The organism is Sphingomonas sp. DMC6 (assembly GCF_056314225.1).
Map to the genome: position 1 here is coordinate 147,654 of NZ_JBQUYT010000003.1, position 13,204 is coordinate 160,857.

The window sequence follows — 13,204 nt, forward strand, 5'->3', positions numbered from 1 at the left end:
CCCCTCCCCCTTTGCGGGAGGGGAACTGCAATGCATGGTTTTCAGCCCTGGGGCTGGGCCAGCACGATGATCGAAAGCCCCGGCGGCATCGGCAACCGGCCGAGCAAGTGACGCTCGATCCCGAATACCGCCTCGAATGCCTTGTTGAGCGCGGCGGGCGGCGGCGAATCGTCGCTGTCATCCTTGCCCATCAGCTTGCCGGCAAAGCGCGCCGCGACCGCCACCGGAAACAGCAGCGAGTTGAACCAGCGCAGGCCGTTGTGGCGCAGACCGGCCTTTTCCAGCGCGGCGAGCAGCGTTGCCTTGGAATAGCGGCGCTTGTGATGGTTCACCACGTCATGCGCGCTCCACATCCACTGGTGCGCGGGCACCGTGATCAGGATCTTGCCGCCGGGCTTCAGCACGCGCGCCATTGCCTGCAGCGCCGCCACGTCGTCCTCGATATGCTCGACCACGTCGAGCACCGCGACCAGATCATAGCTGCCCGGCTCCACACCCGTCAGGTCGGGCAGCGGCGAGGCGCCGACCGGCTTGCCCAGTCGCTCGCTGGCAATAGCGCGGGCAGCGGGGTCGATCTCGATCGCGTCGACATCGCCGAACTGCGCAAGCATCGGCAGATTGTGGCCGGTGCCGCAGCCAATTTCCAGAATGCGGGCATCCTTCGGAAGCGCCCCATAGCGGACCAGATAGTCTGACAGGATCTCACGGCGCGCACGGTACCACCAATGCGTCGAGTCATGCGCCGCCATGCGGTCGTAAACGATACGGTCCATTTCAGCCGAACACCCACAAGCGGTTGAGAGCAAAGGTGACAAAGGGGGTGACGAACACCACCGGCACCAGCGGCCACCAGGTCGGCCCATGCACCAGCGGGCCGGTCAGCACCCAGGTGAAACCGGCGTTCATGACCATGCCCACCGACTGCACGATGAAGAATTTGAGCTTGTGCATCGCATCTTCGCGGGCGCCATGGCCCTTGAAGCTCCAGCGGCTGTGAAAGGGATAGCCAAAGGCGACAGCGACCAGAAATCCCACAAGCGATGCCAGTACCGGCGGGATCACATAGGTCGCCAGCGGCCAGTACACGATGCTGTACACCACCGTCGAAAGCCCGCCCACGATCACGAACCGGATCAGCTGCTGCACCGTCTGGTGCGTCAGCAGCGCCTGGACCCTTTGTTGTACTGCCGTCACTCTCGCTTGCCCTAATGCCGTGGGACGCCCTAATGCGCGCTCGCACCCGAGGAAAGCGATTTTGACGGACACCCCCCTTGGCCTTCGCCTGAAAAACGAGCTCGACCGTTCCTGGCTAAGCTGGACCCTGTTGTTCTGGCTGGGGGTCGTGATCTGGTGCCTGCAGCAGCGGCAAGGCAATATCTATTGGCTGTCGCTGGGCGACACCGACGACAATATGCGGCTGATGCAGGTGCGCGCCTGGCTCGCCGGACAGGGCTGGTACGATCTGCGCCAGTACCGGATGGACCCGGCGATGGGCGGGTTCGACATCCACTGGTCGCGCATCGTCGACCTGCCGCTAGCCGGGCTGATCCTGCTCCTGAAGCCGTTCGTCGGCACCGCTGTGGCCGAGAAATGGGCCTGCGGGATCGCGCCGCTGCTGCCCCTGTCGCTCGCGATGACCGGCCTTTCGCTGGCAGTCCGGCGGCTGGTCGCCCCCCATGCCTGGCCGCTGGCGCTCTTCATCCTCGTGCTGAGCTGCACCGCGACGATGCCGATGTTCGCGCCGATGCGGATCGATCACCATGGCTGGCAGCTTGCCGCGCTGGCGATCACCGTCGCCGGGCTGGCGGACCCGGCCAAGGCGCGCGGCGGCGCAGTGGTGGGGCTGTCGAGCGCCTTTTCGCTGTCGATCGGGCTGGAGATGCTGCCCTTCTGTGCCATGGCCGGCGCCATTATCGCGCTGCGCTGGGTATGGGATGCCGGCGATGTGCGGCGCATGCTGGTCTATGGCCTGTCGCTCGGCGGCGGGTCGTCGATCGGCTTCGCGCTGTTCGCTTCCTATGCCAACCAGGCGATGCGCTGCGATGCGTTGACGCCGGTATGGCTGAGCGTGATGGTGGCCGCCGGGGCGTTGCTCGTCGGGTTGGCGCTGCTCAACCCGCAGCGGCGCTGGCTTCGGCTCGTGCTGGCGGCATTGGCAGGCGCCGTGATCGTCGCGGGTTTCGCCCACAGCTTTCCGCAATGTCTTGGTCGGCCCGAGCAGGTTTCGGACGAACTCTACAATACCTGGCTCGCCAATGTGCGTGAGGCGCGGCCGATCTATCGCCATCCGCTCGATATTGCGATGCCGGTGGCAGTGCTGGCGGTCGTCGGGCTGATCGGCGCGGGGGTTGCCGCGTGGCGCGCACGGCGCGCGACCAATGCCGTCGGCTGGGCGGCGGTGGCGCTGTTCACCGCATTCGCCGGCGCAATGCTACTGTGGCAGTTCCGCGCGGCGCCGGGCGCGCAACTGCTCGCCGTGCCCGGCGCGACGGCGCTGATCTGGCTGCTGGTGCCGTGGTTCCTGCAGCGCGGATCGATCTGGCTGCGGGTGGGCGGCGCGGTGGCGTCGTTCCTGATCGTATCAGGCATCGCCACGGGGATGGCACTGCCATGGCTGCCCAAGACGAAGGGCAAGGGCGGGCGCGATCTGGTGCGCGAGGCAAATGCCGCGTGCAACCGTACCTCGCAGCTGCGTACGCTCGATCTCATTCCCCCGTCGATCGTCTTCACCCATGTCGATCTGGGGCCACGGCTGATCGTGGTGACGCATCATGATGCGGTGGCCGGGCCCTATCATCGCAACGGCGCGGCCATCCTGGACGTGCACCACGCCTTCACCGGACAGCCCGAGGGGTTCCGCTCCATCGCCGCGCGGCACAAGGCGGCGTACCTGCTGATCTGCCCGAACCTGGCGGAAACCACCGTGTATCGGGCGCACAGCCCCGGCGGCTTCTATGCTCAGCTGGCGCATGGCGAAGTGCCGAAATGGCTGGAACCGGTGCCGTTGCCCGCACGGTCACCCTATCGGCTGTGGAAAATCCGCTACGACCTGCCCGATACGCCGGAGAAGCCGCGGCCGGCGAAGTAACCGCTCAGACGTGCAGCGCTGCGCGGATTCCGTCGATCACGAACTGGACCGCCAGCGCGCCGAGCAACACGCCGAGCACGCGGGAGACGACCGCTTCGATCTTCGCGCCGACGATCCGCATGATCGGCCCGGCGGCGAGCAGCGCCAGCAGGGTCAGCAACAGGATCGCCAGCATCGCCGCCAGCACCGTCGCCGACCGCTCTATCCCGTCGCTCTGCGACATCAGCAGCATCACCGACGCGATCGAGCCCGGCCCGGCGATCATCGGCATCGCCATCGGGAAGATCGAGATGTCGACCGGATCCTCGGCCTTGACCTTCTCCGCCCGATCCTCACGCCGTTCAGTGCGCTTTTCGAACACCATTTCGAGCGCGATCAGGAACAGCATGATGCCGCCGGCAATGCGGAAGGCGTGCAGGCTGATGCCCAGCGCATGCAGCAGAGCCTCGCCGAACATTGCGAAGCCGAGCAGGATCAGCGACGCGACGAACACCGCGCGTACCGCCATCGCGCGGCGATGCACGGCATTGGTTCCCGCCGTCAGCCCCGCGAAGATTGGCGCGCAGCCGGGGGGATCGATCACCACGAAGAAGGTGATGAACGACGAGACGAACAGCTCGATCAAATCGCGTCCGCCTCGATCGGCACGCCGGCGTTGCGGTGCGCCGCGACCAGGGTGTTGCGGAGCAGGCAGGCGATCGTCATCGGCCCCACCCCGCCCGGCACCGGCGTGATCGCGCCGGCGATGCTCGCCGCGCTGTCAAAGTCGACATCGCCGACCAGCCCGTCTTCGGTGCGGTTAATGCCCACATCGATCACGGTTGCGCCCGGCTTCAGCCACTCGCCCTTCACGAAATGGGGAATGCCGACCGCAGCGACGACGATGTCGGCATGTTTCAGGTGATGCGGCAGGTTGCGGGTACGCGAATGCGCCACCGTCACCGTGGCGCTCGCCTTGGTGAGCAGCGCCGCCATCGGCTTGCCGACAATGTTCGATCGGCCGATCACCACGGCGTCCATGCCCGACAGGTCGCCGAGCTGGTCCTTGAGCAGCATCAGGCAGCCGAGCGGCGTGCAGGGGACGAACCCCTCCAGCCCGGTCGCCAGCCGACCGGTATTGACCGGGTGGAAACCGTCGACATCCTTGTCGGGGCTGATCCGCAGCAGCACCGCCTGTTCGTCGATATGGCGCGGCAGCGGCAGCTGGACGAGGATGCCGTCCACCGCGGGATCGGCATTCAGCTGGTCGACCAGCGCCAGCAGCGCGTCCTGCGTCGTCTCGGCGGGCAGGCGGTGCTCGAAGCTTTCCATCCCCGCCTCGCGGGTCTGCTTGCCCTTGGAGCGAACATAGACGGCGGAGGCGGGGTCGTCGCCCACCAGCACTACGGCCAGCCCGGGCACGCGGCCCGCTGCAGCCTGGAAAGCGGGAACCCGTTCCGCGATGCGGGCACGCAAGCCCGCGGCGAATGCCTTGCCGTCGATGATTTCAGCCGTCATGCGCCTCGCCATAGAGGCTGCGGGCGATCTGTTCCAGCACCGTAAAGTCCCCGGCGATCGAAAGCCGCTTCAACCGCGCAGTTTCGCCCGCGATCAGCGTCACGTCGCGCTTCGGCACGCCGAATGTCTTGGCAACCAACGGCACCAGCGCGGCATTGGCAGCGCCTTCCACCGGCGGCGCGGTCAATCGCGCGACGAAATGCTCCTCCGTCCCCGCCGCCAGCACTTCCTTCGACGAACGCGGCGTCACGCGGACGGCAATTTCGATGCCGCCATCGCGGCGCCGCCACGCCGGCATCAATAACCGGCGGTGGCGATCTGCATCATCAGGCTGGGAATCACGATGGTCTGCAGAATGTAGAGCACCAGCAGCACCACCAGCGGCGAAAGATCGAGCGCGCCGAAATCGGGCAGGATGCGGCGGATCGGCCGGTAGAGCGGCTCGGTCATCCGCTGCAGCGCGTACCAGACCGAACGGACGAAATCATTGTGCGTGTTGATGACGTTGAACGCGATCAGCCACGACAGGATCGCCTGGATGACGATGGTCCACCAGACGACGTTGAGCAGCACCGCAACGATGCGCAGCACAACCAGAAGGGTCTCGGTCAATCTACTCTCCGCGAGGCGTTAGTTTCGGGTACCTAACATAGGTGCTGCCCGGCAAATGTCAGCCATGCACCAGCGTGCCTACGCCCTGGCGCGTAAAGATTTCGAGCAACATGCCGTGCGGAATGCGCCCGTCGAGAATCACCGCTGCGTCCACACCCGCCGCAACAGCGTTCACGCAGGTCTCCACCTTTGGGATCATCCCCCCCTTGATCGTGCCGTCTTCCTTAAGCGCAGCGACCCGCGCCGCATCGAGATCGGTCAGCAGATCGCCGTCCTTGCTCAGCACCCCAGGCACGTCGGTCAGCAGGAAGAAGCGCTTGGCGCCGCACGCACCAGCAATCGCCCCCGCCATGGTATCGGCATTGATGTTATAAGTGTGGCCGTCGGCCCCGAGCGCGATCGGCGAGACCACGGGAATGAAGCCCGAGGCCGCCAGCGACTGGAGAATGGAGATATCGACGGCCACCGGCTCTCCGACGAACCCGAGATCGACATGGCGCTCGATGCCCTGCAGCGGATCGGCTTCCGTGCGCTGCACCTTCTCGGCGCGGACCAGGCCAGCATCCTTGCCTGAAATGCCCACCGCCTTGCCACCCGCCGCGGCGATCCACGCGACGATTTCCTTGTTGATCGACCCCGCAAGCACCATCTCGGCAATCTCGGCGGTTGGTTTGTCGGTGACGCGCAGACCTCCCACAAAGGTCGATTCTACGCCTAGCCGCTTGAGCATCCGACCGATCTGCGGCCCGCCGCCATGCACGACGATCGGGTTGATCCCGACCGCTTTCAACAGCACCACATCCTCGGCGAAATCGCGCGCCAGCTCCGGATCGCCCATCGCGTGGCCGCCATATTTCACGACGAAAGTGGCGCCCGCATAGCGCTGCAGATAGGGCAGCGCCTCGGTAAGGGTTTCGGCCTTGGCGAGCAGCGCCGGATGGGGTGCGTGGTCGGTCATGCGCGCCCTTTAGGACCGCTCAGGCGCTACGTCCATCGAGTGCGCGTCCGACCCACACGAAGAAATAGATCAGCGGCGGCACCAGGATCAGCGACAGCACGACCTTGGTGAGCATCTGCCCGACCAGCAGCTGCCCGATCGGAAACACGCCGTAAAAGGCGACGGTCACGAAAATCAGCGTGTCGGTGATCTGGCTCAGCGCGCTCGCAACGGCCGAGCGAAGCCACAAAAGGCCCGTGCGGCCCGATTCACGGCCCTTCAGCGCCGAAAAGATGGTCACGTTGAGGATTTGCGAGATGCCATAGGCGATGATGCCGCCCAGCCAGATGCGCGGCGTGCCGGACATCATCAGCTCGAAAGCATGGAGCCGGTCCGCCGCCATGCTGGGCGACGGCGGGAGCGCCAGCACCAGCAAGGCGAGCACGACCGAGGTTACCAGCGGCACGAAGCCGAACAACACCAGCTTGCGCGCGACATCCGGGCCCCAAAGCTCCGCCACCGCGCTCGATACCGAGACGAGCAACAGGAACGCGAAGATCCCGGCTTCCACCGCGAGCGGCCCCACGCCCACCATCGTGCCGATCTGGCTGATCGGGCCAAGCGCGACCTGCTTGTTGCCGAGTACGCCTGCAATGCAGACCATGCCGCCATAGAAGATCGAAAGGAAAAAGAGCGAGCGCGGGATCGCGGGGCCGGGTTTGTCCATCGGCAGTTGCTAGCGGCAAAGCGCGCGCGGTGGAAGATGGTGCGCATCCCTCTGGCAAGATGCGCCATCGCGTGTATGGTCGGCCGGTTTGCTGGCACAGATTCCGCCGGCGATGGGGGCCAACGACCTAGAATGACTCATTTCCCGATCGGCATATTCGGGGTGCTCGCCATCCTCGCGATCGCTTTCCTGCTGTCCAGCAATCGCCGCGCGATCCGTTTCCGCGTCGTCGGCGCCGCGTTCGCGCTCCAGGCGGGCACCGCCATCCTCGTGCTGCGCACCGGCTGGGGCCAGACCGTGCTCCACACCATGGCGAACGGCGTATCCGCGCTGCTCGGCTATGCCAGCGCCGGCACCAGCTTCCTGTTCGGCAATCTCGCCAAGCCCGAAATGGGCGGCCAGAGCTTTGCCATCGCCGCGCTGCCGGTGATCATCTTCTTCGCCGCGCTCGTCTCGATTCTCTACCACCTCGGCATCATGCAGCTGGTCGTGCGCTGGATCGGCGGTGCGATCGAGAAGGTGACCGGCATCAGCAAGGTCGAATCGCTCTGTTCCGCGGCGAACATCTTCGTCGGCCAGAGCGAGGCACCGCTGGTGATTCGCCCCTATCTCGCCCGCCTCACGCCGTCGCAGCTGTTCGCGGTGATGAGCGTCGGCATGGCCGGCATCGCCGGCACGATTCTCGCCGCCTATGCCAGCCTGCTCGGCCCGGCATCGCTCCCCTATCTGCTCGCCGCCTCGTTCATGGCGGCGCCGGGCGGGCTGCTGATGGCCAAGATCATGTATCCCGACGAGCCTGCCGCAGCCGAGATTGCCGTGTCGAACGAGGATGAGGCGATCCGGGTCGCCGAGCACGACATCGAGGAAGAGCGCGCCGCCAACATCATCATGGCAGCGGCGACCGGCGCGTCGACCGGCGTGAAGATCGCGGTGGCGGTCGGCGCGATGGTGCTCGCCTTTGTCGCGCTGGTCGCGCTGGCCAATGGCCTGCTCGCCGCGGTTGGCGGCTGGTTCGGCCATCCGGGCCTCAGCTTCCAGTCGATCATCGGCACGGTGTTTGCGCCGGTCATGTATCTGCTCGGCATTCCCTGGCACGAGGCGCTGGAGGCGGGCGGGCTGTTCGGCACCAAGGTGGTGCTGAACGAGTTCGTTGCCTTTATCGACCTGGGCCATATGACCGACCTGGCGCCGCGCACCCGCGCCATCGTCACCTTCGCGCTGTGCGGCTTCGCCAATTTCAGCTCGATCGCGATCCAGATGGCCGCGACCGGCAGCCTGGCGCCGAACCAGCGGCCGGTGATCGCCCGGCTGGGAATCAAGGCGCTGGTCGCCGGCAGCCTCGCCAACCTGATGTCGGCGGCGCTGGCGGGGCTGTTGCTGCCGTAAGTTCAAAGCGCGGATTCGCGCCGGTAGTGGAGCGGGTAGAATCCCAATTTGCAGAGGATTGAGCACCCTCACCCTCCCATCGCTATCGCGATGGGCCCCTCCCTCTCCCAAAGGGAGAGGTGTTGAAGCGCCCTCTCCCTTTGGGAGAGGGAAGGGTGAGGGTGAAACCCGATCCCCTCACCGCGTCGGCACGGGCTCCGGGCCGGTATAGTCATAGAAGCCGCGCTTGGTCTTCCGGCCATACCAGCCGGCTTCGACATATTTGACCAGCAGCGGCGCCGGGCGGAACTTGGGGTCGCCAGTGCCTTCGAACAGCACGCGCGTGATTTCGAGGCAGGTGTCGAGCCCGATGAAATCGGCGAGCGTGAACGGCCCCATCGGGTGGTTGAGGCCCAGCTGGCAGGCGGCGTCGATGTCGGGGATCGTCGCCACGCCCTCACCCAGCGCGAAACAGGCTTCGTTGAGCATCGGCATCAGCACGCGGTTGACGATGAAGCCGGGTGCATCATTGGCATGGACGATCCGCTTGCCGAGCGACTGGCCGAACGCCTCGACTGCCGCAACCGTCGCGTCGCTGGTGGCAAGGCCGCGGATCAGCTCGATCAGGCCCATCACCGGCACGGGGTTGAAGAAGTGCACGCCCATGAAGCGCGCGGCATCGGGCGCCGCCTGCGCCAGCCGGGTGATCGGGATCGACGAGGTATTGCTCGCCAGGATCGCCTCTGCGCCCAGCACCTTGCCGACGGTCTCGAAGATCTGGCGCTTGATTGCCTCGCGCTCGGTCGCCGCCTCGATCACCAGATCGCAAGGCGCCATCGCCGCCAGATCGCCGACCGGGGTGATCCGGCCCAGCGCCGCTTCGGCATCGGCAGCGGTGATCTTTTCCTTCTCGACCGCGCGGTGGAGCTGCCTGGCGATGCCCGCCTTGCCGGCTTCCGCCCGCGCCTGATCGACATCGGACAGCAGCACCGCATAGCCCGCCTGTGCCGAGACCTGGGCGATCCCCGCCCCCATCTGCCCCGCGCCGATCACGCCAACCGTCTTCATGCCGCTCTCCTTATGGCTGTTCGTCGCGCGAGCCGTACTCGTCGATGCGCGCTGCGGCTAGAGCGGGAACATGCCAATTCCCATGCCGCTCGCCACCATCCCATCCGTGACGGGGCGTTGTTGCCCTATCGACGACAAGACCATAGGCTCCCCGAAGGGGGTATGCACATGCGCAAACGGATTGCAGCCATTGCCGTGCTGGTGGCGCTGGTGGGCGGCATCTATTTCGGTTCCGCCTATTGGGCGGCGCGACACCTGCGGCAGGCAGCGCTTAGCGGCGACACCGACAGGCTGGAAGCCGCGATCGATTTTCCGGCGGTGCGAACCAGCCTGAAGGCGCAGATCGCCGCAGCGATGATGCGCCAGATGCAAACCGATCCGGCGGCGCGCAACAATCCGTTTGCGGGCCTGGGCATGATGCTCGCGCCCACACTTGTCGATCGCATGGTCGACGGCTTTGTCACGCCCGAGGGCATCAGCGCGATGGTGCAGGGAAGGAAGCTTGGCACGAGCGACCAGACGCCGCGCCAGCCGAACCCCGACATCCGCTTCGACGACGAATGGGTGACCATGGATCGCTTTCGCGTGCGAATGACCAACACCCGCACCAACGAACAGGGTCCGGCCCTGCTGTTCGCGCGACAGGGTTTTGCCGGCTGGAAGCTGGTAAAGCTGGAGCTGCCCGACAGCGTGCTCCGCTAACCCCCTCACGGCGCGCGGCGGAGCGGCTGGGCCTCGCACAGGATCAGCGCGAACCAGCCCTGCGGATCGGTCCATTCACGGATCGGCGTCCAGCCGCCCCCGCGCAGCAGCAGCCGGGCGCCGTTCGGCCCATATTTATGGCTGTTCTCGGTGTGGATCGTCTCGCCCGCCGCCATCGCGAAATCGCGGCCATCCACTGTGAAGGCCACATCGCGCTGCGCCTCCAGATGCATTTCGATCCGTGCGGCATCGGCATTCCAGATCGCCCGGTGGCGGAAGGCGTCAATGGGGATGGTGCCGGCCAGCTCGCGGTTGATCCGCGCGAGCAGGTTGAGGTTGAACGCCGCCGTCACCCCGGCCGCATCGTCATAGGCGGGGACGAGGATGTCGGGCGACTTCACCCGGTCCATGCCGATCAGCAGCCGGGCGCCCTCGCCCAGCCATTCGCGCATCGCGCGCAGCAGATCGGTCGCGTGCCATGCATTCATGTTGCCGATCGTCGAGCCGGGAAAGAAGCCGAGCTTCGGCATGCCGGCGACTTGCGCCGGCAGCGGCACCGGGCGGAGGAAATCGGCCTCGACCGGATAGACCGGCAGACCCGGAAATGCCTGTGACAATTGTGCCGCCGACTGGCGGAGAAAGGCGCCCGAAATGTCGATGGGCACATAGGCGGCCGGGTCGATCGCCCGCAGCAACAGCGGCGTCTTGGTCGAGGAGCCCGAGCCGAATTCGACCACCGCCGCATCGGGCGCAGCCAGCGCGCCGAGTTCGCCGGCGATCCCGGAGAGGAGCGCGGTTTCGGTCCGGGTGGGGTAATATTCGGGCAGTTCGGTGATCGCCTCGAACAGTTCCGATCCGCGCCGGTCATAGAACCAGCGGGCGGGAATGGCGCGGGGGCTGGCAGCAAGGCCGGTCAGGACATCGGCGCGGAAATGGGGGTCGGCAAGGCTGGCCTGGCCGTCTTCGAGTTCCTGCTTGAGCATGGGGTCAGAGATCCTTTGCCAGGCGCACGCCGGTGAACTGCCAGCGCTGATGCGGGTAGAAGAAGTTGCGATAACTGGCGCGGACATGGCCGCGCGGCGTGGCGCAGCTGCCGCCCCGCAGCACGAACTGCCCGCTCATGAACTTGCCGTTATACTCGCCGACCGCGCCGGGGGCGGTGCGGAAGCCGGGATAGGGGCGATAGGCGCTGCCGCTCCATTCCCAGACATCGCCGAACCAGGCGGGGCCGCCGGTGGAGGGGCGCGGCTCGACCGGGCCGGCGGCATCCAGCTGGTTGCCGGATAGCGAGTCGGCGGGGGCGGCGGCCGCTTCCCATTCGGCCTCGGTCGGCAGGCGGGCGCCCGCCCAGCTGGCATAGGCATCCGCTTCGTACAGGCTGACATGCGTGACCGGCGCAGCGGGATCGACCGGGCGGCGGCCGTCGAGCCCGAAGCGCGTCCACGCCCCGTCCTGTAGCCGCCAGTAGAGCGGCGCCCCGATCCGGTTCGCCTGCACCCAGGCCCAGCCGTCCGACAGCCAGTGGCGCGGATCGGTATAGCCGCCATCGGCGATGAAGGCCGCCCATTCGCCATTGGTGACGGTGCGGTCGGCGAGCGCATGCGGGTGGAGCAGAACGCTGTGGCGCGGGCCTTCGCAATCGAAGGTGAAGCAGGGCGAAGTTGAGGAAGTTGTGGCTTGTGCACCAATTTCAACTTCACCCGTCCGCCCCTCGATCCAGCCGGTCGGGCCGGGCATCGCCACCGGCACCTTGGCTCCGCCGGGCCATACCGAAGGTTCGAGCGGGTTGACCGAGAAATGGTGGAGAATGTCGGTGAGCAGCAGTTCCTGATGCTGCTGCTCATGCTGGCAGCCGAGTTCGACGAGCGCCAGCGCATCGGCCGAAAGCGTTGGAATTACGTCGACAATTGCAGCATCCACGGCTGCGCGCCAGGCGCGGATTTCGTCGAGGGTCGGGCGCGAGAGCATGCCCCGGCGCGGCCGGGCGTGGCGGGCGCCCTCTGCCTCATAATAGCTGTTGAACAGGAACGGCCAGCGTTCGTCATAGAGCCGATAGCCGGGCACATGATCGCGCAGCACGAAGGTTTCGAAGAACCAGGTCGTATGCGCGAGATGCCATTTGGCCGGGGAGGCATCATCCATGGACTGGATTGTCGCGTCGGCATCGGAGAGCGGCGCGACCAGATCGGTGCTGAGCGCGCGAACCGCGGCGTATCGCTGCGCAAGCGAAGCGGGGGCCGGCGCCAATTCCGAGCTTGTTCGCATTTTGTTCTCCTAGCCGGCAGGCGTCCGGCCGTCAACCCGTTGACGAAGCGCCGCTATCATCCTGGCCACCGCGAGACCCCCCGGGCACCCACAGAACGTCCGCCTGCCCATTTTGGTTCAAGGCGCGCGCGGCCACGAACAGGAAATCGGACAGCCTGTTTAGATATACGAGCGCATAGGCGTTGAGGTTACCCGCCTCATTTGCAGCCACGGCGGCGCGTTCGGCGCGCCGGGCGATGGCGCGGGCGAGGTGCAGCGCCGCCGCCGCAGGGCTGCCGCCGGGCAGGATGAAGCTGTTGAGCGGCGGGATCGGCGCGTTGAGCGTGTCGATCGCCTGTTCGATCCACATTACCTGCGCGGGCACGATGCGCAGCGCATATTCGGGCTCGCCGGGCGTGGCGAGATCGGCGCCGAGATCGAACAGGTCGTTCTGGATGCGCGCGAGCATCGCGTCGAGCGCGGGGTCGATACCGGGCGTGGCACGGGCGACGCCGATCGCGCTGTTGGTTTCATCGACATCGCCCATCGCGGCGAGTCGCGGGCAGTGTTTGGCGACGCGCGAGCCATCGACCAGACCGGTGGTGCCGGCATCGCCGGTGCGGGTGTAGATTTTGTTGAGCTTGACCATCGGCCGGCGGTTAGAGCGCAAAGTGCGCGGCATGGCCATGGCTTTTTGGGCAGGGCCGCTCCTCCCCGTACCGGGGAGGATCAGGTCAGCCCTTTGCCGAGGCGATCCACAGGATCAGCGCGGCGACGCCGATGGCGATCGCCTGGAACAGGATGCGCTTCTGCATCATCTGGTTCGACCGGATCGCCCGCTCGCTGGGGCCGGGCCCTTCCAGATCGGCGCTGGTAGTGCCGGCCATGTTGACCAGCCCCTTGATGAGGAAGAACAGCGTTGCAAGCAGCGCGGCCAGGAAGAGGATCGCGAGGAACACCATCC

16 protein-coding genes are annotated in these 13,204 nt (G+C 66.4%); 3 read left to right on the forward strand and 13 right to left on the reverse strand.

Translation table 11 applies throughout. The features are described 5' to 3' along the window. Positions 1–41 precede the first annotated feature (41 nt). Together ACT53M_RS07985 and ACT53M_RS07990 are read right to left on the reverse strand one after the other, a co-directional pair. Positions 42–773, reverse strand: a complete 732-nt coding sequence (locus tag ACT53M_RS07985) for a class I SAM-dependent methyltransferase (protein WP_476232581.1) — start codon at positions 771–773, stop codon at positions 42–44. Position 774: 1 nt separating this feature from the next. Further along, positions 775–1,194 (reverse strand): GtrA family protein, encoded by a 420-nt coding sequence (locus ACT53M_RS07990; RefSeq protein ID WP_476232582.1) that lies wholly within the window; start codon positions 1,192–1,194, stop codon positions 775–777. A 61-nt stretch (positions 1,195–1,255) separates the two neighbouring features. On the opposite strand from ACT53M_RS07990, the gene ACT53M_RS07995 reads away from it, so the two are divergent. After that, on the forward strand, positions 1,256–3,088 hold the full coding sequence (locus tag ACT53M_RS07995; RefSeq protein ID WP_476232584.1) for an AcrB/AcrD/AcrF family protein: 1,833 nt from the start codon (positions 1,256–1,258) through the stop codon (positions 3,086–3,088). Between the two features lie 4 nt (positions 3,089–3,092). Here ACT53M_RS07995 and ACT53M_RS08000 read toward each other — a convergent pair whose 3' ends face one another. The 6 genes from ACT53M_RS08000 to ACT53M_RS08025 are packed head-to-tail and all read right to left on the reverse strand — an operon-like array spanning position 3,093 to position 6,861. Next, on the reverse strand, positions 3,093–3,713 hold the full coding sequence (locus ACT53M_RS08000; protein ID WP_476232585.1) for a MarC family protein: 621 nt from the start codon (positions 3,711–3,713) through the stop codon (positions 3,093–3,095). Further along, positions 3,710–4,585: a bifunctional methylenetetrahydrofolate dehydrogenase/methenyltetrahydrofolate cyclohydrolase FolD gene (folD, locus tag ACT53M_RS08005; RefSeq protein ID WP_476232586.1), complete on the reverse strand. Its 876-nt coding sequence runs from the start codon at positions 4,583–4,585 to the stop codon at positions 3,710–3,712. Before folD ends, ACT53M_RS08000 begins: the two co-directional genes overlap by 4 nt. Beyond that, positions 4,575–4,883 (reverse strand): DUF167 domain-containing protein, encoded by a 309-nt coding sequence (locus ACT53M_RS08010; protein ID WP_476228594.1) that lies wholly within the window; start codon positions 4,881–4,883, stop codon positions 4,575–4,577. The genes folD and ACT53M_RS08010 overlap by 11 nt, the downstream gene beginning before the upstream one ends. Then, positions 4,883–5,197 carry a YggT family protein gene (locus ACT53M_RS08015; RefSeq protein ID WP_476228593.1) on the reverse strand — a complete coding sequence of 105 codons (315 nt, stop codon included), beginning with the start codon at positions 5,195–5,197 and terminating at the stop codon, positions 4,883–4,885. Before ACT53M_RS08015 ends, ACT53M_RS08010 begins: the two co-directional genes overlap by 1 nt. 58 nt (positions 5,198–5,255) lie before the next feature. Then, entirely contained in the window at positions 5,256–6,155 is a 900-nt protein-coding gene (argB, locus tag ACT53M_RS08020) for an acetylglutamate kinase (RefSeq protein ID WP_476232588.1), read from the reverse strand. 19 nt (positions 6,156–6,174) lie between these two features. Further along, entirely contained in the window at positions 6,175–6,861 is a 687-nt protein-coding gene (locus tag ACT53M_RS08025; RefSeq protein ID WP_476232589.1) for a queuosine precursor transporter, read from the reverse strand. Between the two features lie 132 nt (positions 6,862–6,993). Between ACT53M_RS08025 and ACT53M_RS08030 the strand changes: the two genes are divergently transcribed. Then, complete coding sequence (locus ACT53M_RS08030) at positions 6,994–8,247, forward strand: NupC/NupG family nucleoside CNT transporter (RefSeq protein ID WP_476232590.1); 1,254 nt, start codon at positions 6,994–6,996, stop codon at positions 8,245–8,247. Between the two features lie 177 nt (positions 8,248–8,424). Here ACT53M_RS08030 and ACT53M_RS08035 read toward each other — a convergent pair whose 3' ends face one another. After that, positions 8,425–9,294: a 3-hydroxybutyryl-CoA dehydrogenase gene (locus ACT53M_RS08035; RefSeq protein WP_476232592.1), complete on the reverse strand. Its 870-nt coding sequence runs from the start codon at positions 9,292–9,294 to the stop codon at positions 8,425–8,427. A 168-nt stretch (positions 9,295–9,462) separates the two neighbouring features. Here ACT53M_RS08035 and ACT53M_RS08040 point away from each other — a divergent pair, with 168 nt between their 5' ends. Further along, positions 9,463–9,996 (forward strand): DUF2939 domain-containing protein, encoded by a 534-nt coding sequence (locus ACT53M_RS08040; protein ID WP_476232593.1) that lies wholly within the window; start codon positions 9,463–9,465, stop codon positions 9,994–9,996. 5 nt (positions 9,997–10,001) lie between these two features. On the opposite strand, the gene egtD is transcribed toward ACT53M_RS08040, so the two are convergent. The 4 genes from egtD to ACT53M_RS08060 form a co-directional block, all read right to left on the reverse strand. After that, the gene (gene egtD, locus ACT53M_RS08045) at positions 10,002–10,979 is read right to left on the reverse strand and encodes an L-histidine N(alpha)-methyltransferase (RefSeq protein WP_476232594.1); all 978 of its coding nucleotides are present in this window, start codon (positions 10,977–10,979) and stop codon (positions 10,002–10,004) included. Positions 10,980–10,983: 4 nt separating this feature from the next. Then, entirely contained in the window at positions 10,984–12,261 is a 1,278-nt protein-coding gene (gene egtB / locus ACT53M_RS08050; RefSeq protein ID WP_476232595.1) for an ergothioneine biosynthesis protein EgtB, read from the reverse strand. Between the two features lie 31 nt (positions 12,262–12,292). Beyond that, positions 12,293–12,889, reverse strand: a complete 597-nt coding sequence (locus ACT53M_RS08055; RefSeq protein WP_476232597.1) for a cob(I)yrinic acid a,c-diamide adenosyltransferase — start codon at positions 12,887–12,889, stop codon at positions 12,293–12,295. Between the two features lie 85 nt (positions 12,890–12,974). Continuing rightward, a complete protein-coding gene (locus ACT53M_RS08060; RefSeq protein ID WP_476228584.1) occupies positions 12,975–13,202 on the reverse strand; it encodes an HIG1 domain-containing protein in 228 nt (75 codons plus the stop codon). Between the last annotated feature and the right edge of the window lie 2 nt (positions 13,203–13,204).

What these genes read in the sequence shown, in the direction of transcription:
- ACT53M_RS07985 (WP_476232581.1), bottom strand. Translation starts at nt 773, where the DNA reads ATGGACCGTATCGTTTACGACCGCATGGCGGCGCATGACTCGACGCAT.
- folD (WP_476232586.1), bottom strand. Translation starts at nt 4,585, where the DNA reads ATGACGGCTGAAATCATCGACGGCAAGGCATTCGCCGCGGGCTTGCGT.
- ACT53M_RS08010 (WP_476228594.1), bottom strand. Translation starts at nt 4,883, where the DNA reads ATGCCGGCGTGGCGGCGCCGCGATGGCGGCATCGAAATTGCCGTCCGC.
- argB (WP_476232588.1), bottom strand. Translation starts at nt 6,155, where the DNA reads ATGACCGACCACGCACCCCATCCGGCGCTGCTCGCCAAGGCCGAAACC.
- ACT53M_RS08025 (WP_476232589.1), bottom strand. Translation starts at nt 6,861, where the DNA reads ATGGACAAACCCGGCCCCGCGATCCCGCGCTCGCTCTTTTTCCTTTCG.
- ACT53M_RS08030 (WP_476232590.1), top strand. Translation starts at nt 6,994, where the DNA reads ATGACTCATTTCCCGATCGGCATATTCGGGGTGCTCGCCATCCTCGCG.
- ACT53M_RS08035 (WP_476232592.1), bottom strand. Translation starts at nt 9,294, where the DNA reads ATGAAGACGGTTGGCGTGATCGGCGCGGGGCAGATGGGGGCGGGGATC.
- ACT53M_RS08040 (WP_476232593.1), top strand. Translation starts at nt 9,463, where the DNA reads ATGCGCAAACGGATTGCAGCCATTGCCGTGCTGGTGGCGCTGGTGGGC.
- egtD (WP_476232594.1), bottom strand. Translation starts at nt 10,979, where the DNA reads ATGCTCAAGCAGGAACTCGAAGACGGCCAGGCCAGCCTTGCCGACCCC.
- egtB (WP_476232595.1), bottom strand. Translation starts at nt 12,261, where the DNA reads ATGCGAACAAGCTCGGAATTGGCGCCGGCCCCCGCTTCGCTTGCGCAG.
- ACT53M_RS08055 (WP_476232597.1), bottom strand. Translation starts at nt 12,889, where the DNA reads ATGGTCAAGCTCAACAAAATCTACACCCGCACCGGCGATGCCGGCACC.
- ACT53M_RS08060 (WP_476228584.1), bottom strand. Translation starts at nt 13,202, where the DNA reads ATGGTGTTCCTCGCGATCCTCTTCCTGGCCGCGCTGCTTGCAACGCTG.